Source organism: Kitasatospora sp. UYEF31 (assembly GCF_057291755.1).
In genome coordinates, this window is record NZ_JBXAWK010000027.1 from 1 (window position 1) to 23,693 (window position 23,693).

Annotated in this window: 4 protein-coding genes; all 4 read right to left on the reverse strand. The window is 71.5% G+C overall.

From position 1 onward, the window contains the following. Positions 1-68: 68 nt before the first annotated feature. A complete protein-coding gene (locus tag AC0Z36_RS15610; protein ID WP_485463475.1) occupies positions 69-3,887 on the reverse strand; it encodes a DUF6531 domain-containing protein in 3,819 nt (1,272 codons plus the stop codon). Between the two features lie 38 nt (positions 3,888-3,925). After that, entirely contained in the window at positions 3,926-5,350 is a 1,425-nt protein-coding gene (locus AC0Z36_RS15615; protein WP_485463476.1) for an acyl-CoA carboxylase subunit beta, read from the reverse strand. Positions 5,351-5,376: 26 nt separating this feature from the next. Next, a complete protein-coding gene (locus AC0Z36_RS15620; protein WP_485463477.1) occupies positions 5,377-11,811 on the reverse strand; it encodes an SDR family NAD(P)-dependent oxidoreductase in 6,435 nt (2,144 codons plus the stop codon). 79 nt (positions 11,812-11,890) lie between these two features. Then, the gene (locus tag AC0Z36_RS15625) at positions 11,891-23,632 is read right to left on the reverse strand and encodes an SDR family NAD(P)-dependent oxidoreductase (RefSeq protein WP_485463478.1); all 11,742 of its coding nucleotides are present in this window, start codon (positions 23,630-23,632) and stop codon (positions 11,891-11,893) included. Between the last annotated feature and the right edge of the window lie 61 nt (positions 23,633-23,693).

Consider the following 23,693-nt stretch of genomic DNA (forward strand, 5'->3'; position numbering starts at 1 on the left):
TGCTGCTGAGCGTCGGTCACAAGATCAATCTACCGGCCAGGCAAGACCACTCCGCACCAGACCGCAGCTCACCGACCATCCAAAACAGTCACCTTCGGCGAGTGATCACCCTCAAGCAGTTCGCGATATGCAGTGGGTGATACAACTGGCGACCTGCCGTTGAGCGCAGCATCTACATCGGCACTGCGACCACCGGTCAGCGAATCAGAAATTGCATTTGTGTCTACGGCTACTTCATTGGAGCTGTACGGCGCGAGCCCGAGCGGGTCACTCCAGAGCAGCGGGTTGTCGACGTAGCTGTGCTGATTAGGTGCAGGGACCAGGCCCAGTGGGTCAGGGCTGAAGTAGTGGCTGCTGTTTGGGTCGTAGTAACGGAACAGATTGTAGTCCAGGCCGGTCTCCGCATCGTGGTACTGCCCAGGGAACCCGAGTAGACACGACCCGTCGATCTGGGCCCCGGAAGGCACGCCCCATAAAGTGGCGCTCCGCCGCCAGTCGATCTCTCCGTCTGGGGCAACCAGCTCGGTCGCGGTGCCGACCAGATCGGTGACGATGGCGTGGAACCGGACGTCGACCACATCCTGCTCCGCGTCAGCGAAAGCGCGCCGCTCGGTGGTCTGGGTCAGCGGTCGGTGGCTGCCCGGATCGTATTCCCAAGTGATCGACGCCCCATTCGCAATGGTTTGCCCAGCCAGCCGGGAACCGTCCCAGCAGAAGTACACCGCGTCGGCCACCGAACCGTCAGCATCTTGACGCTGTTTGGCCGTACGGCGGCCCAGCGGGTCATACAGATACCGCCACCGCGCGCCGTCCGGGGTGGTCACTCCGGTCATCCGATCGTCGGCGTCCCAAAAATACCTCCACTCCTTCACGCGGCCGGACAGCAACTTGCGGGTGTGCCGTACCACCCTGCCCTGCTCGTCGTGCTCATAGCGGGTGCGCCCGGCCCTGCGGATCAGCGTGCCGGAGAACGTACGGGCTCCATGCGCTCCGTTGTCCGGCCCCGGATGCTCGGCGGACGTGGTGTTCCCGAGGCTGTCGTACACGTACCGCTCCGACCAGCCCCGCGCGTGCACGGCTGTCACCCGCCCGCTCACGTCCAGGTCGAAGCGCTTGATCCCGGTGGTCGCGTCATCGATCTGAGTGAGGTAGCCGTCGGCGCGATAGGTGTAGTCCCGGCGGACCGCCTCACGCGGCGCACTCGCGGGATCCATCGCGGCGACGAATTTACTGACCGGGTCACCCACCCGCAGGGCCTGCATCGTGAGCCGGTCGGCGGAGTCCCACTCCTGGGCGAGCTCCACGGTCGGGCTGATCCGGCGAGAGGTCTCCCGGCCGCACTGGTCGTAGGCGAAGGACATGTCGTTGCCGCCCGTGGACAGAGATGTCGGGCGCCCGGCGGCGTCCCAGGACCAGGTGCTGACTTGCCCGGCTGGAGTCCGGCGTTCGGTGCGGCGGCCCAAAAGGTCGTACGTACTGGACAGCGTCCGGCCGTTGGAGGTCTCCGACAGCACCCGGCCCATCACGTCGTACGTGAAGGACAGATCGGCGTCGGGGTTCACGGTGCGGGACAGACGGCCGGCGGTGTCGAATTCAAATGTCGTGGTTCGGCCGGTGTCCACATGTAGTTGCTCAACGACACTGCCGCAGACATCCCGGGTGTACTCGACGCGTTCTCCCGCACCGTTGGTCCGGGCCGTCAACTGCCCGGCTGAGTCAAATCCGTAGGCCAGAGTGCGGCCGTTGAAATCGGTCTCGCCGGTCAGCCGCCCGGCCGGGTCGTACGCATACGTCCAGGCCAGGCCATGGGGATTGGTCACGCCGGTCAGCCGCAGTTCGGTGTCGTAGGCGAACTCGTACCGCACCCCGTCGGCGGTGGTCCGGGCGGCGGGCAGGTCGAAGGCCGCGTACTCCATCGTGGTCGGGTTCCCGGCCGGGTCCCGGTGCCGCAGCAGGTTGCCCTCGCCGTCGTACTGCCACTCCTCCCGGCGGCCGTCCGGGTATTCCCGCCAGGCCGGTCGGCCCTCGACCGTCCAGCCGAAGCGGACGGTGCCACCCAGTGGGTCGGTGACGGTGGCAGTGCGGCCGTAGGCGTCGCGGGTGCAGCGGGTGATCCCGGTAGGGCCGGAGATCTCCAGCGGCAGCCCCGCCGGGTCACAGACGACTGACACGGAGGTGCCGAGGGGATTGGTGACCGAGGTGAAGGCACCGCCCGCGCCGTGCGAGTACTCCGTCCGTGCGCCCATCGGGTCGTTGGCGGCGATGCGATTGCCGTAGGCGTCGTATTCGTAGGTCCGCACCAGTCCGTCGGTGCCGGTGACTTCGACCGGGTTGCCCAGGTCGTCGTAGACCACGGTGACCGTCGAGCCGTCGGGACGCGTGACGGTCAGGAGGTTGCCCAGATCGTCATAGGTTGCCCGGGTCGTGCGACCCAGTGGGTCGGTGATCGCGGTCAGGTTGTTGTACAGGTCCCATTCCTTGACCACGCTGTGGCCCAGTGGGTCGGTCTCCCGGACGATCTGCCCGGCCGCGTTGTATCCGAAGACCGACACCTGCCCCAGGGAGTTGGTGTGCACGGTGGTGCGGGCCGACCGGTCGTAGGCGAAGACACCACTGAGATACCCGCCGCTGCCCGAGGTCCTGACGCACCGTCCGGCCAGGTCGAACTCGTAGCGGTAGTCCATGCCGTTGCGGTCGGTCCACGACGTGATCCGGTGGTCGGCGTCATAGCCGAACACCAAAGGCTCCCCAGAGGAGTTGTAGACCTCGGCCAGGTTCCCCGCCGCGTCGTAGCCGTAGCGGACCAGGTCGGTGCCGTCGGCACTGTCAGCGTCATCGGCCCGGTCGAGCAGCCGCAGGCCGGTGATCCGACCACCCTCGGTGTCCACGCCGATCCGATAGCCGCCGCTGTGCCGGATCCCGCACAGCATCCCGCGCCCGTCGTAGTCCAGGTCGATCCGGTTGCCGTTGCGGTCCTCCAGCGCGCGCAGCGGCAGCACGACCGCCGCGCCGGAGCGCTGCGGCGGAACACCGTCCAGCGGGGCGAAGTACGCGCCGCAGCCGGTCTGCGGATCGGCGACGACCATCTGCCCGGACGCCGCGCCGTCCCAGCCCAGCGGCAGCGCCGGGCCGGCGACGGGCCACACCCTGCCTCCCGCCTGCGGGACGGGGTAGTGCAGCACGAGGCCGTCGGCGGTGGTGTGCACCACCCCGTCCTGCGACAGTTCCATCCGCTGGTCCAGCATGGAGGCCCAGGACGGGCCGAACCAACGTCCCTGCCGGAAGGACGAGTTGTGCCGTCGGGCCAGGACCAGCGACAGGAAGCCGGGCAGCCTGACGTCGGTCTGTTCCAGGACCATTTCGCCGGTCGCCACGTCGATCGGGTCGTCCTTGCAGACGATCTTGTCCTTCGTGATGCCCTTGGAATTGACCGGTGTGATCTCGGCCGGATCCCCCTTGGGCCGGGTCCCTTTGGGCCCCGGCAGTGCGGCGGTGGTCCCGCCCAGCAGTACGTCAAGGAGCGTGACCGGCTTGTCGAGGAGGAGGTCGGTGCCCGCTGTGGTGAGCGCGCCCACCGTCATCCGGCCGGGGATCGAGGTCAGTTTGGTGAACTTGGCCGGCAGGCCGCCCAACGGCCCCATGAACGCGCCGCCGACCATGCCCGGCAGGGCGACGTCCTTCACGTGCGCCAGTGACAGGTCGACGCCCTTTTGGTCACCGAAGACCATCTTGAACGGCTGGGCCACGGCCAGGTCCAGCGTCACCGCGGTCAGTCCGCCGATCACAGACCCGGTCACCGCCATCGCCGCGAACCCGACAATCGCGGCGGCGAGAGTGCCCTCCGCGGCGATCCCCGCGGTGACCGCGATCCCGCGCGCCGCGGTCATCGCCGCCGCGGCTACCCCGGCCGACCGGCCGGCGCGTACTACAGCGGAATGTTCCCGTGCCGCCCCCGACCCGCCGGTGCCGAAGCCAGTGCCTCCGCGATCCGCCGGCGCGTGTGCTTCGGGTCGATCACCTCGTCCACCACACCCAGCTCCACCGCCCGGTCCACGCCGCCCGCGATGCGCGTGTGCTCCTCCACCAGTCCCGCGAGCACCGCGGGGCGGTCCTCCGCGGACGCCGCCGCCAGCGGGCGCCGGTGCAGGATCCCCACCGCCGCCTCCGCGCCCATCACCGCGACCTGGGCCGTCGGCCACGCGAACACCGCGGTGGCGCCCAGCGAACGGGAGTTCATCGCGATGTACGCGCCGCCGTACGACTTCCGGGTCACCAGCGTGATGCGCGGCACGACAGCTTCGGCGAACGCGTAGAGCAGCTTGGCTCCACGCCGTACGACGCCTTCCCATTCCTGTTTCACCCCCGGCAGATAGCCGGGCACATCGACCACCACCACCAGCGGGACGCCGAACGAGTCACACATCCGCACGAAGCGGGCCGACTTCTCCGCCGACAGTGAGTCGAGGCAACCACCTTTGCGGATCGGATTGTTCGCGACAATCCCGACCGTCCGGCCGCCGAGCCGTCCGAGCCCGACGACCATGTTCGGCGCCCACTTGGCCTGCAACTCCTCGAAGTCGCTGTCCCCGTCCAGGATCGCCGCGACCAACGGCTTGACGTCGTAAGCGCGTTGCGGCCGTTCGGGAAGCAGCGACTGGAGGTCGCGGTCCTCCTGGACCGAAGCAGGGTCGAACATGCCGGGCTTCGCGAGCAGGCCGGTGAGCCGCCGGGCCCGGAGCAGCGCGTCGGCCTCGTCGGCGGCGAGCACGTGCACCACACCGGACTTGCGGCCGTGCGCGTCAGCGCCGCCCAGGCCCTCCATGTCGATCTCTTCGCCGGTGACCGACCGTACGACGTCGGGCCCTGTGACGAACACCCGGCCCAGCGGCGCGAGGATGACGATGTCCGTCAGCGCGGGACCGTACGCGGCACCACCGGCCGCCGGGCCGAGCACCACGGAGATCTGCGGGACCCGGCCGGACGCGGCGGTCATCGCCGCGAACATCAGGCCGATGCCGTCGAGCCCCTGGACGCCTTCGGCGAGGCGGGCCCCGCCGGAGTGCCACAGGCCGATGACGGGGGAGCGGTCGCGAAGCGCCGTCTCGATCGCGGTGACGATGTGCCGCGCGCCGACCGTGCCGATCGCACCGCCCATCCTTGACGCGTCCGTGCAGTACGCGACGACGGGTGTGCCGTCGATGCGGCCCTTGACCGTACGGACCCCGCTGTCGTCGGCGACGGTGAGCGGGACCAGCGAACCGGGGTCGAGGAGTCCGGACAGCCGCAGCATGGGGTCGCGTGGGTCGGCGATCGTGTCGGGCCGGCCGCGCTGCCCCGGAATTGTCGTCATTGCCGCGACGGTCCCGGCGTTGGTTGTCAAGAGATCCCCAGTTCGTTGTCGATGAGGTCGAAGATGTCATCGTCGGAAGCCGTGTCGAGCCGGTCGGACAGCGCCGCGTCCTCGGCCGCGCCCGGGTCGAGCTGGTACAGCAGTTCCCGCAGCCGGCCGGCGATCCGGTCCCGGTCCGTGTCGCTCAGGTCGCCGGCTGTCTCAGCCGTCTGGTCGAGCAGGGTCAGGAGTGCCGCGGACGCGTCCACCGGCGCGGGCGCGAGCTCCCGGCCGAGATACGCGGCCAGCGCGGCGGCGGTCGGGTAGTCGAAGATGAGCGTCGACGGCAGCCGCAGCCCGGTGGCGCTGTTGAGCCGGTTGCGCAGCTCGACCGCCGTGAGCGAGTCGAACCCCAGCTCCTTGAACGCCCGGTCGACGGAGATGGTCCCGGCCGCCGTGTGACCCAGGACGGCCGCGGCGTTGCTCTGCACGAGGTCCAGGAGCAGCGCCTGGCCTCCGTCGGCGGACAGTCCGGCGAGCCGGTCCGGCAGCGAAGTGACCGCAGCGGCAACGCTGTTGCTCCGCGCAGGTGCCCGCACCAGTCCGGCGAACAGTGCGGGCAGCGTGCCGTCGGCCGCGCGGTCCCGCAGGGCACCGACGGCCAACCGCATTGCCACGGACAGCGGCTGACGCGTACTCAGCGCCGCGTCGAACAGGGCCAGGCCCTGTGCCGACGCCAGCGGCAGCGCGCCGGTCCTGGCCAGCCGCGTCACGTCGGCCGCGTCCAGGTGCCCGGTCATCCCGCCGGCCTGCTCCCACAGTCCCCACGCCACCGAGACACCCGGCAGGCCGAGGGCCTGGCGGTGGTGCGCCAGGGCGTCCAGGAAGGTGTTCCCGGCCGCGTAGCCGGCCTGGCCCGCGGTGCCGAGCGTTCCGGCGGCCGAGGAGAACAGCACAAATGCCGCCAACTCGCTTTCCAGCGTGAGCTCGTGCAGGTTCCAGGCCGCGTCGGCCTTGGGCCGCAGGACGGTGTCGATGCGGTCCGGCGTGAGGGAGCTGACGACTCCGTCGTCGAGGACACCCGCCGTGTGGATGACAGCGGTCAGCGGCTGTCCGGCGGGGATCGTGGAGAGCAACGACGCGAGCGCGTCCCGGTCGGCGGCGTCACAGGCCGCGACGGTCACCGAAGCGCCGAGCGTACGGAGTTCATCCGCGAGTCCGGCCGCTCCCGCGGCCTTGGGGCCCCGGCGGCTGGTGAGCAGCAGGTTCCGTACGCCGTGCGACGTCACCAGGTGACGGGCCACCAGACCGCCCAGCGCACCTGTCGCGCCGGTGACCAGGACGGTCCCCGCCGGGTTGAGCGGAGCCGGCAGGGTCAGCAGCGTCTTGCCGGTGTGCTTGGCCTGCCCCAGGAAGCGGAACGCCTCCGGCGCGTGGCTGATGTCCCACGCGGTGATCGGCAACGGCTGCAACACTCCACGGTCGAACAGGTCTAGCAGTTCGGCGAACATCTCGCTGATCCGGCCGAAGTCGACCTTCATCAGGTCGTACGCGGCGTAGCTGACCCCCGGGTGCGCCGCCCCGACGACGCCCGCGTCGCGGATGTCGGTCTTGCCCATCTCCAGGAAGTGTCCGCCGCCCGGCTGGAGCCGCAGCGACGCGTCCACGTACTCGCGGGCCAGGGAGTTGAGCACGATGTCCAGGCCGCGCCCGCCGGTGGTCCGCAGGTAGTGCGCTTCGAAGTCGAGGTCCCGGGAGGACGCGATGCGGTCCTCAGCGACGCCCAGCGCCCGCAGCCGGTCCCACTTGCCGGGACTGGCCGTGCCGTACACCTCAAGCCCGAAGTGCCCGGCGAGCTGGATCGCCGCCATGCCGACGCCGCCGGTGGCCGCGTGGATCAGCAGGGACTGTCCGGGCCTGGCGTCGGCCAGGTCGACCAGGCCGTAGTAGGCCGTGAGGAAGACGACGGGGACGACGGCCGCCTGGTTGAACGACCAGTCCCGCGGCATCGGGGAGAGCAGCCGCTGGTCGGTGACCGCGACGGGTCCGGCCGCACCGGTGGGGAACAGGCCCATCACCCGGTCGCCGACGGCGAAACCGGTGACGCCGGCCCCGACCCCGGTGACGACACCCGCGCCCTCACCGCCGATCCGGGCGTCGTCACCCGGGTACATGCCCAGACCGACCAGGACGTCCCGGAAGTTCAGTCCGGCGGCCCGCATCGCGACCCGGACGTGACCGGCCGCCAACTCGCCCGCCGCTTCCGGCGATTCGAGCAGTGCGAGGTTTGTCAGCGTTCCCTTGCGGGTCACGTCGAGCCGCCACGCGGGCTGCCCGGCCGACGGCGTCAGGACCTGTACGGCGTCCTGCCCGCGAACCAGGCGCGGCACGTGCAGGTTGCCGTCGCGCAACGCGAACTGGGCCTCCCCGGAGGCGAGCGCGTCCGGCAGCGCGGCCAGCGAGGCGGGCACCCTGTCGGTGTCCACGAGCGTGAACCTGTCCGGGTTCTCGGACTGCGCGGAGCGCACCAGACCCCAGACGGTGGACGCGGCGAGGTCGGAGATGTCCGGGCCCGGGTGCACGGCGATCGCACCGTGTGTGACCACCACAAGCCGGGAGGCGGCGAACCGCTCGTCGGCGAGCCACTGCTGAACGAGGCTCAGCGTCCGGTGCGCACAAGCGCGGGCCCCGGCGACCGGCGGACCGTCCCCGGTGACTGTGACCAGGACTGTCCGCGGGATGTCACCGGTCAGTTCAGCGAAGCCGGCGTACGGAGTGCTGCCCGCGAGCGCGTCGGCCAGTCCCAGTGGGTCCGCGCCGACGATCGCGACAGGCTGGCCGGCAGCCGGAAGAAGCGGCAGCGACGGCCACTGCACCAGGTGCAGGGGGAGTGCTGAGGCACCGGTGACAGCGCGGGTGACCAGCCGGTCGACAGTCGCCACCGGTGCGCCGGCGGGGTCCGTGAGCGTGATCGACACGGCGTCCGTGCCCGCCGGGGACACCTTTACACGCAGGGCCGTAGAACCCGCGGTGTGCAGCTGCGTGCCGCTCCACGAGAACGGGAGCAGGACCTTCCCGGAAGCGTTCGCGCCGAGAACCGCGTCGAGTGCGACGGTGTGCAGCGCGGCGTCCAGGAGTGCCGGGTGGATCCCGAACCGGCCCGCGTCGACACCAGCCGGCAGCCGGACTTCGCCGAACAGGTCGTCGCCGAGCCGCCAGGCCGCGGTGAGGCCCTGGAACGACGGGCCGTACTGGTAGCCGGATTCCGCGAGGCGTCCGTACAGCCCCTCGATTCCGACCGGCACGGCCCCGGCAGGCGGCCACACACCGTCGGATCCGGCAGCGGCAGCGGCGGAAACCGTCAGCACACCGGTCGCGTGCCGGACCCACGGCTCGACGCCGTCGGCCGAGTGCACCCGGGACCGGACGGTGACCGTACGGGATTCATCGTCGCCGGGCGCCCCCACGGCCACCTGGAGCTGAACGGCCGCCCCCGCCGGAACGACCAGGGGCGCCTCCAGCGTCAGTTCTTCGACGCGCGGAGTCCCGGCCTGCTCGCCGGCCCGGACGGCCAGCTCCACAAAGGCGGTTCCGGGCAGCAGTACGGTGCCGTCCACGGCGTGGTCGGCCAGCCACGGATGGGTGGGTACGGAAAGCCGCCCGGTGAGGACCACGTCCCCGTCCTCGGAGAGCTCGACGGTCGCGCCGAGCAGCCCGTGCGCGACCGCGTCGAGACCCGCTGACACGATGTCAGGCGCGGCGGCCGACGGCTCCAGCCAGTAGCGGCTGCGCTGGAACGGGTACGTGGGCAGGTCGACCCGTACGCCCGCGGTCAACGCGGACCAGTCGACTGTGACGCCGTGCACATGGGCCTGGGCGAGGGATGCGGTGATCCGCCGCAGCCCGCCCTCGTCGCGGCGCAGCGTGCCGAGCGCGACGACCTCGGCGGTGTCCTGGATCGCGTGCGTGAGCACCGGGTGCGGGCTGGACTCGATGAACGTGCCGTAGCCGTCGGCGGCCAGCGCGCGGACGGTCTCCTCCAGGCGGACCGGCTGCCGCAGGTTGCGGAACCAGTACTCCGGCGTGAGCTCCGTCGTGTCGGCGAGAAGCCCGGCGGTCACCGTCGAGTAGAACGCGATGTCCGAAGAAAGCGGCGAAATCCCGGACAGGGCCTTCAGGATCGGCTTGCGCAGGTCTTCAACGTGCGCGGAGTGCGACGCGTAGTCGACGGGGATGTCCTTGGCGCGGATGTCCAGCGCCGCGCAGTAGGCGAGGAGTTCATCCAGCGCGGACCGGTCACCGGAAACCACCGTGGACGCCGGGCCGTTCACGGCGGCGACGCCGATGCCGTCCCACTGTGCGAGCAGGCTCTCGGCCTCGGCGACGGGCAGCGGCAGCGAAACCATGCCGCCCCGCCCGGCGATGGCGGCGATGGCCTGACTGCGCAGCGCGACGATCCGCGCGGAGTCCGCCAGGCTCAACGCCCCGGCGACGTACGCGGCGGCGATCTCGCCCTGGGAGTGGCCGACGACCGCGTCCGGGTGGACGCCGTACGAACGCCACAGCGCCGCGAGGGAGATCATCACGGCCCACAGTGCCGGCTGGACGACGTCGACCCGGTTCAGGTCGGGCGTCCCGGGCCCACCGCGCAGGACGGCGGTCAGGTCCCAGTCGGTGTGCGGGGCCAGCGCTGCGGAACAGTCAGCGATCTGCCGGGCGAACTCAGGCGAATCATCCATGAGTTCGCGCGCCATGCCGGTCCACTGCGCACCCTGGCCGGGGAACACGAAGACCGTCCGTCCGGTCTTGCCGGCGACACCTTCGATGACGTCGGAGGAGGCGGTGCCGGAGGCCGCGGACTCCAGTGCCGTACGGAGACCGTCCCCGCCGAGCACCACCGCGCGGTGTGCGAACAGACTCCGCGACGTGGCCAGCGCGTAGGCCGCCTGCGCCGGGTCGGGCAGGTCCGCGAGCCGGGCGGCCTGGGCCCGCAGGGCTTCGGCGGTCCTGGCGGACAGCAACAAGGGGGAGTCGGTCGCCGGGGCGGTCCCAGCCGGCGCGGCGGCCTGCGCCTCTTCCAGCGGTGCCTCTTCCCGCGGTGCCTCTTCCAGCACGATGTGCGCGTTCGTCCCGCCGATGCCGAACGACGACACGGCGGCCCGCCGGGCCTGCTCCCGGACCGGCCAGTCCTGAGCGGTCGTCAGCAGCTCCACCGCGCCCGCCGACCAGTCCACGTGCGGGCTCGGCGTCCCGGCGTGCAGCGTGCGCGGCAGTACGCCGTTGCGCAGCGCCATGACCATCTTGATGATGCCGCCGACCCCGGCCGCCGCCTGGCTGTGGCCGATGTTCGACTTCAGCGAACCCAGCCACAGGGGCCGGCCCGCGGCACGACCCTGCCCGTACGTGTTGATCAGGGCCTGCGCCTCGATCGGGTCGCCCAGCTTCGTGCCCGTGCCGTGCGCCTCGACGGCGTCCACCTGGTCCGGCGTCAACCGGGCGTCGGCCAGTGCCGCCCGGATGACCCGCTGCTGTGCGGGGCCGTTCGGCGCGGTCAGCTGGCTGCTCGCGCCGTCCTGGTTGACGGCTGTCCCCCGGACGACGGCGAGGATCCGCCGGCCGTTCCGCCGGGCGTCCGACAGTCGTTCGACAAGCAGCAGGCCGACGCCTTCAGCCCAGCCCGTACCGTCGGCATCGGCGCTGAACGCCTTGCAGCGGCCGTCGGCGGACAGACCGCGCTGACGGCTGAACTCCACGAACGTGCCCGGCGTCGCCATCACGGTCACACCGCCGGCCAGCGCCATCGAGCACTGGCCCGCGCGCAGTGCCTGCACAGCCAGGTGCAGTGCGACGAGCGAAGCCGAGCAGGCGGTGTCCACCGACACCGAAGGCCCTTCAAGACCAAGGGTGTACGAGATCCGGCCGCACGCGACGCTGCCCGCGCTTCCCGCGCCGAGGTAGCCCTCGTAACCGTCGGGCGCCGTGCCGAAACGCGACGCGTAGTCGCCGTACATGACACCGGTGAACACGCCCGTGGCCGAGCCGCGCAGTGACACGGGGTCGATCCCGGCCCGCTCGACCGCCTCCCACGCGGTCTCCAGGAGCAGTCGCTGCTGGGGGTCGGTGGCCGTCGCCTCGCGCGGGCTCATCCCGAAGAACTCGGCGTCGAAGTCGGCGGCACCGTAAAGGAATCCGCCCTCGCGGGCGTACGACGTACCGGCCTTGGCGACGTCCGGGTCGTACAGGTTCTCCAGGTCCCACCCGCGGTCCGTGGGGAAGCCGCCGACCGCGTCCGTGCCGTCGGACACGAGCTTCCACAGGTCCTCGGGGGAGCTGACTCCGCCCGGGTAGCGGCACGCCATGCCGACGATCGCGACCGGCTCCTGCTCCCGGGCCTCCACCTCAGCCAGTCGCTGCTTGGTCTGCCGCAGGTCGGTCGTCGCCCGCTTGAGATAGTCGCGGAGCTTTTCTTCGGTGTTCGCCACGGGTGGGGCTTGCCTTTCGGGACAGAAGTCTTTGGTACGGACGCCGGTATGTGCTAGTACAAAGTCGCGCGTTCTGGAATCACAGGCCCAGTTCCCGGTCGAGTGCGTCGAACAGTTCGTCGTCGGTGGCCTCGTCGAGGCTGTCCGGGTCGGTCTCCGCGGGCTGGCCGTCCGCCAGCTTCCAGAGCAGTGCCTGGAGCCGGTCGGTGACCTTGACCAGACCGTCGTCCTCCGCCGGGAGCAGCGCGAGCAGTTCCTCAAGCCGGTCGAGCGTCTCCAGCGCGGGCCGCGCCGACGCCTGTTCGTTCGAACCGGCCAGCCCGTACAGGAATCCGGCGACCGCGGTCGGCGTCGGGTGGTCGAACACCAGCGTGGTCGGCAGCCGCAGCCCGGTCGCCGCGTTCAGCCGGTTCCGGAACTCCACCGCCGTCAGTGAGTCGAAGCCCATGTCGAGCAGGCCCCGGTCCTGGTCGACGGCGCTGCCGTCGCGGTGCCCGAGGACCGTCGCCGCCTGGGCCAGGACGAGGTCGAGCAGCAGCCGGTGCTGCTCCGGCTCGGACAGTCCGGCCAGCCGGCCGGCCAGGTCAGGACCGCTGTCCGCGGCGTCGGCGGCCGAAGCCTTCGTACGGGTGGACACCCGGACGAGGCCGCTCAGCACCGCCGGGACCCCGTCGCTCCCGGCCCGGGCCCGCAGGCCCGCCGTGTCCACGCGTGCCGGGAACAGCACCGCCCGGTCCGTGGCCAGGGCGGTGTCCAGGAGCGCGAGCCCCTGGTCGGCCGGCAGCGCGAGGATGCCCGACCGGGTGATCCGCGCGAGGTCGGCCTGGTCGAGTGTGTCGGCCATGCCGCTGTCCCACAGGCCCCAGCCCAGGGACGTCGCCGGGAGCCCGAGTGCCCGGCGGTGCTGGGCGAAGGCGTCGAGGAAGGCGTTGCCCGCCGCGTAGTTCGCCTGCCCGGACGTTCCCAGCGTTCCGGCGATCGACGAGAAGAGGACGAACGCGCGGAGTCCGTCGGTGAGTTCGTGCAGATTCCAGGCCGCGTCGACCTTGGGCCGCAGGACGCCGTCCATCCGCCCGGGCGTGAGAGTGCCGATGATCCCGTCGTCCAGCACCCCCGCCGTGTGGATGACAGCGGTCAGCGGGTGCTCGGCGGGGATCGTGGAGAGCAACGACGCGAGCGCGTCGCGGTCGGCGGCGTCACAGGCCGCGACGGTCACCGAAGCGCCGAGCGTACGGAGTTCAGCCGCGAGTTCGGCCGCTCCCGCGGCCCGCGGACCCCGGCGGCTGGTCAGCAGCAGGTTCCGTACGCCGTGTGACGTCACCAGATGGCGGGCCACCAGCGTGCCGAGGACACCGGTCGCACCGGTGACCAGGACGGTTCCCTCAGCGTCGAAGGACACCGGCACAGCCGCGGCGGTCTGTGCCCGGGCCAGGCGCGGCACCCGCAGGCTGTCCTTCCGTACGGCGATCTGGGGTTCACCCGTCGCCACGGCGGCGGCGAGGAGCTCGGAACCGCCGTCCAGGTCCACCAGCGTGAAGCGGTCCGGGTGTTCGGCCTGTGCGGACCGGACAAGACCCCAGACCGGCGACGCGTCCAGGTCGGTGACGTCCTCCTCCGGACCCGCCGCGACGGCCCGTCGGGTGACGAAGACGAGGCGTGTGTCCTGCGTGGATTCGTCGGCGGTCCACGCCTGCGCCAACTCCAGCACCCTGGAAGTCAGTTCCCGGGCAGCGGTCGCTGAGGCGGCTGCCGTTCCGTACCCGACCGGCACCAGGACGACCTCGGGGAGGCCCATGGCGACAAGCAGACCGAGCCCGTCACAGGTGGCGGAATCCGCGAGCCCGGACGGCACGGAGCCGAAGCCCTCCAGGACCGTCCACCCGGCGGATTCGACCACCGGAGTGGGCACGGCCGGCCAGTCGAGCACAAAGAGCGGGTTCGCCGGCGCGCCGAGCGCGGCCAGCTCCCGGACATCCGCGCCCCGGACGGACAGGGCCCGGACGGCGGCGACCGGCGCGCCGGCCGGGTCCGTGACCGTCAGGGCGTAGGTTCCCGGGCCCGTCGGGCACAGGTGCACCCGCAGGCTGGTCGCCTGCGTCGCGTACAGGGCGACGCCCGCGAAGGAGAACGGCAGCGGCAGCCCGCCGTCACCGTCGAGCGCGGCCAGCGCCAAGGGGTGCAGCGCCGCGTCGAGCAGCGCCGGGTTGATGCTGAAACCGTCCGCACCCGGCGGCAGCGAGACCTCCGCGAACACCTCGTCACCCAGACGCCGGACCGACCGCAGCCCCTGGAAGGCCGGGCCGTAGCCGTAGCCCAGCGCCGCCAGCCGCTCGTACGCGCCGTCGAGGGGGACGTCGACAGCGCCGCGCGGCGGCCAGTCCCGCGGGCCGGAGTCAGCGGGAACGACCGTTCCCAGCAGACCGGTTGCGTGGGTCGTCCACGGCTCGTCGTCCACCTGGGTGAAGACCGAGACCGTACGGCGACCGTCGCCGTCCGCCGCGCCCACGGCGAGCTGCAACCGCCGCTCACCGGTCCGCGGCAGGACCACCGGGGCCTGGAGCGTCAGTTCCTCGACCAGCCCGGAACCGACCGATTCCCCGGCGTACAGCGCGAGTTCGACAAGCGCCGCGCCAGGCAGCAGGACCGTACCGGCTACTGCGTGGTCGGCCCACCAGGACTGCGTAAGCAGACTGAGACGGCCGGTGAACAACTGACCGCCGTCGGCCAGGGCCACCGAAGTGTCCAGGAGCGGGTGGCCGGTCTCCGACCGGACTGCCGGTGCGGAGCGGGCCAGCCAGAAGTTCTCGTGTTCAAAGGCGTAGGTGGGGAGTTCCACCGCCGGCGCGGCCACCGTCGGGCCGTAGACGCTGTTCCAGTCCGGGGACTGGCCGCCGGTGTACAGCCTGGCCAGCGCGGTGAGCGCCTGCTCCGCCTCGGGGCGGGTCCTGTGCAGGACGGGGATGAGCGCCGCGTTGTCCAGGGTGTTCGCGGCGAGGGTGCTGAGGGTGCTGTCCGGGCCGAGTTCGAGGTACGTGGTGGTTCCGGCGGCTTCCAGGGTGACCAGCGCGTGCTGGAAGCGGACGGTGTCGCGCAGGTGTCCGGTCCAGTAGTGGGGGTCGTCGAGGCGGTCGGCTGGTTCGCCGGTGACGGTGGAGATGATCGGGATGGTCGGCTTGTTGTAGGTGAGCTGTGCGGCGATTTCCTGGAACTGGTCGAGGACCGGGTCCATCAGGGGGGAGTGGAAGGCGTGGCTGACGGTGAGCGGTTTCGCCTTGACGCCCTTGGCTTTGAGGGAGACCGCGACCTGTTCCAGGGCCTTGAGGTCGCCGGACAGGACGGTCGCGTCGGCTGAGTTGAGTGCGGCGATCGCAACCGAGTCGTTCAGGTACGGGGTCACTGTGGCTTCGTCGGCCTGGACGGCGAGCATGCCGCCGCCGGCGGGGAGGGACTGCATCAGGCGTCCGCGTGCGCACACCAGTGCGGCGGCGTCGTCCAGGGACAGGACTCCGGCGGTGTGGGCGGCGGTGATTTCGCCGATGGAGTGTCCGGCGAGGAAGTCCGGGGTGACGCCCCAGGAGGTGACGAGGTGGAAGAGTGCGGTCTCCAGGGCGAACAGGGCGGGTTGGGTGTAGGCGGTCCGGTGGATCAGGTCGCTGGTGACGGCGTCGCGTAGGGGGACGTCGAGGTGCCGGTCGCAGGCCGCGTAGGCGGCGTCCAGTGCTTGGGCGAACACCGGGAACTCCGCGGCCAGTCCGGCTCCCATACCGATGCGCTGCGCGCCCTGACCGGTGAACAGGAACGCCGTTCTGCCGTTCCCGGTCATCCCCGTGACGGCCCCGACGGTGCGGAAGTCTTCGCGGCCGCGGCCCACGAGCACCGCCCGGTGCGCGAACTCCGCACGGGTGTCCGCCAGCGCCCGGCCCACCGCGGCGGGGGCCAGGTCGGCCCGCGCCGCCAGGAACTCCCGTACCCGATCGACCTGACCGGTCAGCGCGGCGGCGCTCCGCGCGGAGACGGGCAGCAAGGTGATCTTCTCTTCGGCGACCGGGGGGACTGCGGCGGGCACGCCCTCCAGGAGTACGTGCGCGTTGGTCCCGCTGATCCCGAACGAGGAGACGCCGGCCCGGCGCGGACCGTTCTCCAGCGGCCAGTCCTGAGATTCCGTCAGGAGGCTCACCGCTCCCGCCGTCCAGTCGATGTGCGGTGACTTCTCGGCCGCGTGCAACGTGCGCGGCAGCACACCGTGACGCATGGCCATGACCATCTTGATGATCCCGGCGACACCGGCGGCGGCCTGCGTGTGCCCGATGTTGGACTTCAGCGAACCCAGCCACAACGGCCGGTCCGCCGAACGGTCCTGACCGTACGTGTTGATGAGCGCCTGCGCCTCGATCGGGTCGCCGAGCTTCGTGCCCGTACCGTGCGCCTCGACGGCGTCCACCTGGTCGGCGGTCAGGCCCGCGTTGGCCAGTGCCTGGCGGATGACCCGCTCCTGCGCCGGTCCGTTCGGGGCCGTCAGGCCGTTGCTCGCACCGTCCTGGTTGACGGCCGTACCGCTGACGACGGCCAGGACCTGGTGCCCGTTGCGGCGCGCGTCCGACAGGCGCTCCACCAGGAGCAGTCCGACACCCTCGGCCCAGCCGGTCCCGTCGGCGTCCGCGCCGAACGCCTTGCAGCGGCCGTCCAGCGACAGACCGCGCTGGCGGCTGAACTCCACGAACGTGCCCGGCGTCGCCATCACGGTCACACCGCCGGCGAGCGCCATGTCGCACTCACCCTGGCGCAGCGCCTGGGCGGCCAGGTGCAGGGCGACCAGCGAGGAGGAGCAGGCGGTGTCGATGGTGAGCGCGGGGCCCTCAAGGCCGAGCGTGTAGGAGATCCGCCCGGAGTGCACACTGCCCTGGTTGCCCGTCAGCAGGACACCCTCAAGGTCCTGCGGCATCGAGCCCACGTGCGGGGCGTAGTCGTGGTACATCACCCCGGTGAACACACCCGTACGGCTGCCACGGGCCGACGCCGGGTCGATGCCCGCGCGCTCGAAGGCCTCCCACGAGGTCTCCAGGAGGAGCCGCTGCTGCGGGTCCATCGCCAGGGCCTCACGCGGCGAGATCCCGAAGAACGACGGGTCGAAGTCGCCCGCGCCGTGCAGGAAACCGCCCTCGCGGGTGTACGACGTGCCGGGCTTCCCGGACGACGGATCGTACAGGGACTCCAGGTCCCAGCCCCGGTTGGACGGGAAGCCGGATATCGCGTCCGTGCCGCCGGACACCAGCCGCCACAGGTCCTCGGGCGATGCCACACCGCCCGGGAACCGGCAGGCCATGCCGATGATGGCGATCGGATCGTCGTCGACGGCCGTGGCGCGGACCGCCACAGCCGCAGTGGACACGCCGGACACCTGGGCGCGCAGGTGCCCGACCATCGCGGCCGGAGTCGGATAGTCGAACGTCAGCGTCGCCGCCAGGCGCAGGCCCGTCGCTGTGTTCAGCCTGTTCCGGAACTCGACCGCGGTCAGCGAGTCGAAACCGATCTCCTTGAACGCCTGCGTCGCCTCGATGCCGTCGGCACCGGAGAGGCCGAGCACCGCTGCGGCCTGACTGCGGATCAGGTCCAGGAGCGCCTTGTCGCGGTCGGCTCCGGACAGGCCGGCCAGCCGCTGGGCCAGCGACGAGGACGCCCCGGCGGGGCGCTTCGCCCGTACGGCCGGCGACTTGACCAGGCCGCGCAGCAGGTGCGGAACACCCTCCGTGGCGGCGTTCGCCCGCACGGCGGTGGTGTCCAGGCGCAGCGGCAGCACATGCGCCGCCGTCCCGGAGACCGCCGCGTCGAACAGGACAAGTGCGTCGTCGGCGTCCAGCGGGGCGATGCCCGCGCGGGCCATCCGGCCCAGGTCGGCCTGGTCGAGTGTGTCGGCCATGCCGCTGTCCCACAGGCCCCAGCCCAGGGAAGTGGCCGGGAGGCCCTGCGCCCGGCGCTGTTTCGCCAGGACGTCGAGGACGGTGTTCGCGGCGGCGTAGTTGCCCTGCCCGGCCGCGCCGATGACGGCGGAGACGGAGGAGTACAGGACGAACGCGCTTAGACCGGAGGTGAGTTCGTGCAGGTTGAGCGCGGCGTCGACCTTGGGCCGCAGAACACGTTCCAGGCGCTCGGGTGTCAGGCTCTCGACGGTCCCGTCGTCGAGTACGCCGGCCGTGTGCACAACAGCGGTGAGCGGATGCGCGGCGGGGACGGTCTTCAGGAGGGCGGCCAGGGCCTTCCGGTCGGACGCGTCACAGGCCGCGACGGTGACCGTGGTGCCCAGCATCCGCAGTTCGTCGGCGAGTTCGGCCGCGCCCGCCGCGGCGGGGCCGCGACGGCTGGTGAGGAGGAGGTGCCGGACGCCGTACTTCGCGACCAGGTGCCAGGCGAGCAGGGTGCCCAGGCGGCCGAAGGCGCCGGTCACCAGGACCGTGCCGGACGCGTCGAACGGGGGCCGCCCGGTGGGCGTTCCGTCAGTCGCGCGGGCCAGCCGGGGCACCCGTGCGCGACCTTCCCGGATGACGGACTGCGGCTCGTCGGACGCGATCACGGCAGTCAGCGCGAGCCGGGAGGCTTCGGTGTCGTCGCCGATGTCCACCAGGGTGAACCGGCCGGGTGACTCCGACTGTGCCGACCGCACCAGGCCCCACACGGCGGCACCGGCCAGGCTGTCGTCCGTCGCGCGGTCCGCGAGGACGACAAGGCGCGCGGTGGCGAACCTGTCCTCGGCGAGCCAGCGCTGAAGAGTGTCGAGGGCGTTGCGGGCGGCGTCGTGCACGTCGGTTGTCGCGTTGGACTGCGCGACGCGCAGCAGCACCGTCTGCGGAACGGCCCGGCCGCCGTCGATCGCGGCTGTGAGCGCGGATAGGTCCGGGTATTCCACCGAACCCAGCCGTACGACGTCACCCGGCCGCACCGGTCCTGACGGCACGGCGTCCACGAGGTCCAGGGTGAACAGCGCGGTGTCCGACGGCGCGGTCAGGGCCGCGGCAGACACCGGACGCAGCGTCAGGGCCCGCACAACGGCCGTGGGTTGACCATCCGCAGCTGAGACGGTGAGCTTCAGCGCGCCGTCCCGCGCGGGGGTGATCCGCACGCGCAGAGCCGAAGCGCCCGGCGTGTTCAGCGAGAAACCCTCGAAGGAGAACGGCAGCAGCGTCTGGCCGCCGTCGCGCAAGGCCTCGTCCACGACGATGTGCAGCGCGGCGTCCAGGAGCGCCGGATGCAGGCCGAAGCCGTCGGAGGCGACGTCCTCGGGGAGCGCGACTTCGGCGAACAGCTCCGCACCGAGCCGCCAGGCGGCCTGGACGCCCTGGAACACCGGACCGTAGTTGTAACCGTGCCCGGCGAGACGTTCGTAGAGGCCGTCCACCGGGAGTTCGGCGGCACCGGCCGGCGGCCATGCGGACGGAGCCTGGAGTTCAGGCTCGCCGTAGACCACAGAGCCGGTCGCATGGCAGGTCCACGGCGCGTCGTCGTCGGCGCGGGTGTGGACGGCGAGGGTGCGACGGCCGTCGTCCTCCGGAACGCCCACGGCGATCTGCAACTGGAGACTTCCGGCCTCCGGCAGGACCACCGGGGCCTGGAGCGTCAACTCCTCGACCATATCGGCACCGAGGCGACGGCCCGCCTGCGACGCCAGCTCAAGGAACGCCGTGCCCGGCAGCAGGACGGCACCGGCGACCGCGTGGTCGGCCAGCCACGGCTGGGCCTGCAACGACAGGCGGCCGGTGAACAGGTGGCTGCCGTCGGTCAGCGAGACCGAGGCCCCGAGCAGCGGGTGGTCCGCCGCACCCAGCCCGGCTGACGTGATGTCAGCGGACGGGGCCCAGCCCTCCAGCCAGTAGCGCTGCTGGTCGAACGCGTACGTGGGGAGGTCGGCCGAGGTGGCGCCGGTGCCGAAGTAGGCCGCCCAGTCCACGGCGGTGCCGGTGACGTGCAGTCGGGCCACGGCGGCGGTGACGGTCTCCGCTTCGTCCCGGGTCTTGTGCAGCAGGGGGACCAGGACAGCGTCGAGGCTCGCTGCGGCGAGGGTGCTGAGGGTGCTGTCCGGGCCGAGTTCAAGGTACGTGGTGACGCCCGCCGCGTCCAGGGTCTGAAGCGCGTGCTGGAAGCGGACGGTGTCGCGCAGGTGTCCGGTCCAGTAGTGGGGGTCGTCGAGGCGGTCGGCTGGTTCGCCGGTGACGGTGGAGATGATCGGGATCGTCGGCTTGTTGTAGGTGAGCTGTGCGGCGATTTCCCGGAACTGGTCGAGGACCGGGTCCATCAGGGGGGAGTGGAAGGCGTGGCTGACGGTGAGCAGTTTGGACTTGGTGTCCTTCGCGCCCAGTGCCTTCTTGACCTGTTCCAGGGCCTTGAGGTCGCCGGACAGGACGGTCGCGTCGGCTGAGTTGAGTGCGGCGATCGCAACCGAGTCGTTCAGGTACGGGGTCACTGTGGCTTCGTCGGCCTGGACGGCGAGCATGCCGCCGCCGGCGGGGAGGGACTGCATCAGGCGTCCGCGTGCGCACACCAGTGCGGCGGCGTCGTCCAGGGACAGGACTCCGGCGGTGTGGGCGGCGGTGATTTCGCCGATGGAGTGTCCGGCGAGGTAGTCCGGGGTGACGCCCCAGGAGGTGACGAGGTGGAAGAGTGCGGTCTCCAGGGCGAACAGGGCGGGTTGGGTGTAGGCGGTCCGGTGGATCAGGTCGCTGGTGACGGCGTCGCGTAGGGGGACGTCGAGGTGCCGGTCGCAGGCCGCGTAGGCGGCGTCCAGTGCTTGGGCGAACACCGGGAACTCCGCGGCCAGTCCGGCTCCCATGCCGATGCGCTGCGCGCCCTGGCCGGTGAACAGGAACGCCAGCTTCCCGCCGACGGGCGAGCCCGTGCCCTCGGTCGAACCCCCGGCGAGCGCGTCCAGAGCCTGGAGGACTTCCGTCCGCGAACTGCCGGTCACAGCAGCCCGGAAGGGGAATGCCGTCCGCGTCGTCGCCAGGGCCCGCGCGGTGTCCGCGAGGTCCACATCGGAGCTCAGCAACTCCCGCAGCCGCGCGGCCTGGCCGGGCAGCGCCCGGGCGGTCTTCGCCGAGAGCAGCAGCGGCACAGCCGGGCCGACACCCGCCGGGCCGACACCCGCCGGGCCGACACCCGCCGGACCGGCCTCCCGTACCGGAGCCTCTTCGATGACAGCGTGCGCGTTGGTCCCGCTGATGCCGAAGGACGACACACCGGCACGCCGGGGTTCGGCGCGCGGCGACCAGTCCTGAGCCTCAGTCAGCAGCCGGACGGATCCCCCCTCCCACTCCACATGCGGGGTCGCCTCCGCGGCGTGCAGCGTGCGCGGCAGTACGCCGTTGCGCAGCGCCATGACCATCTTGATGATGCCGCCGACACCGGCCGCTGCCTGGGTGTGGCCGATGTTCGACTTCAACGAGCCCAGCCACAGCGGACGGTCGTCCGGACGGCCCTGGCCGTAGGTGTTGACGAGCGCCTGCGCCTCGATCGGGTCACCGAGCCGCGTACCCGTGCCGTGCGCCTCGACGGCGTCGACCTGATTCGACGTCAGCCCGGCGTTGGCCAGGGCCTGCCGGACCACCCGCTCCTGCGAAGGACCGTTCGGCGCGGTGAGACCGTTGCTCGCGCCGTCCTGGTTGACGGCAGTGCCCCTGATGACCGCGAGGACTTCGTGCCCGTTGCGCCGCGCGTCCGAAAGGCGCTCTATGAGGAGCAGGCCGACGCCCTCCGACCAGCCCGTACCGTCCGCGTCCGCACCGAACGCCTTGCAGCGGCCGTCGGCCGACAGGCCGCGCTGACGGCTGAACTCCACAAAGAGCCCGGGGGAGGCCATGACGTTCACACCGCCCGCGAGCGCGAGCGAGCACTCGCCCTGCCGCAGCGACTGCACGGCCAGGTGCAGCGCCACCAGCGACGACGAGCAGGCCGTGTCCACCGTGATGGCCGGGCCCTCAAAACCGAACTGGTAGGAGATGCGGCCCGACGCGACACTGACCGTGTTGCCGGTCAGCAGGTAGCCGTCGAGCCCCTCGGGGGCCTCGTGCAGGCGCGGACCGTAGTCCTGCGTCATCGCGCCGACAAAAACGCCGACACTCTGGCCGGCCAGCGTCGCCGGCACGATCCCGGCCCGCTCGAACGCCTCCCACGACGTCTCAAGAAGCAGTCGCTGCTGCGGGTCCATCGACGCGGCCTCCCGCGGCGTGATGCCGAAGAACGCCGGGTCGAACTGGTCCGCGTCGTGCAGGAACCCGCCGCCCCGCGCGTAGGTGCTGCCGGTCTTGGCGGGGTCCGGATCGTACAGGTTCGCCAAGTCCCAGCCGCGGTTGTCCGGGAACGCCGTGATGGCGTCGCCGCCGTCGGCGACCAGCCGCCACAGTTCCTCGGGCGAGGTGACCCCGCCCGGGAAGCGGCAGGTCATCGACACGATCGCGATGGGCTCGTCCGACGCGCCGAGCGCGGCCGTGACCGGCCTGGCCGCAGGCACGGAACCGGCGAAGCGCGTACGGAGGTGCGCCGCGAGCGCCGCCGGTGTCGGGTGGTTGAACACCAGCGTGGCCGGGAGGCGCAGACCGGTGGTGTCCCGGAGCCGGTTGCGCAGTTCCAGCGCGGAGACCGACTCGAAGCCCAGGTTCTTGAAAGCGAGTTCAGCGTCGATCTTCGCCGGGGCCGACGACCCCAGCACTCCGGCGATCTGCGCGCACACCAGGTCGAGCAGCACCTGCTCCTGCGCCGCCACCGACAACCCGGCCAACGTCGCCGCGAACTCGGCTGCCAGCCCGGTCAGTTGCTTGGTTTCCGGACCGGAGACCTGGACGCCCCGCAGCTGCTTCAGCGACGACTCCAGCTCCGGCAGCCCCGGCTGATCCCGCTTCAGCGAACCCACGACAACAGCCTCGACACCCGCCGCGTCGGCGATCGCCTCCACGCCCATGGTCAGGATCGGGTGCGCGCTGATCTCGACGAACCGGGTGTGCCCGGTGTCGATCAGCGCCCGTACGGCCTCGTCGAAACGCACCCGGCTGCGCAGGTTCCGGTGCCAGTACCCGGCCGTCATCTCCCGGGTGTCGAGCAGACCGCCCGTGGTCGACGCGTAGAACGGGATCCGCGACGGGCCCGGCACGACTGACGCGACGGCAGCCGTCATCTGCTCCTTGATGGGGTCGGCCATCGGAGTGTGCGTCGCGAAGTTCACCGCGATCGGCATGGCCCGTACGCCTTCGGCCCTCAGCTCGGCCACCAGCCCGGTGACAGCGGTGACCGTGCCGGCCACCAGGACCCACCCGGGACTGTGCACGGCGGCCAGCTCGACATCGCCGTGCCACTTGGCCAGGCGCGGCTCCACAGCTTCCGGCGGCAGCAGGACCGAAGCGGTCAGCCCCGTCCCTTCGAGGCGGTCCTGCATGGCCTGGCCCCACCTGGCCGAGACTTTCGCGGCGTCGGACAGCGACAGCGCGCCGCTCACATACGCCGCGGCCACCTCGCCGATGCTGTGCCCGACCACCGCGTCAGGCTCGACACCCCGCGCGCGCCACACCGCGGCCAGGGAAACCGCGACCGCGAACAGGGCGGGCTGGATGTCCTTCGTCTGCTCCAGGGCCGGCGCGCCCGCGACCCGGCGCAGGACGTCGGCCATGCTCACGCCCGTGTGCGGCAGGAGCGCCTCGTCGCACGCGCGGAAAGTCTCCGCGAACACCTCGTCCGAGTCGAGGAGGTCCGCCGCCATCCCGGCCCACTGGTGGCCCTGACCGGGGAAGACGAAGACGGTTCGCGGGGCCGCGGCGGATTCGGTCGTCACAAGCTCGCTCACCATCGTGGAGTCCTGCCTCTCTGGGTATTCCGGTGTGCCACTGCGGACGCGTGGGCCCGGGTGA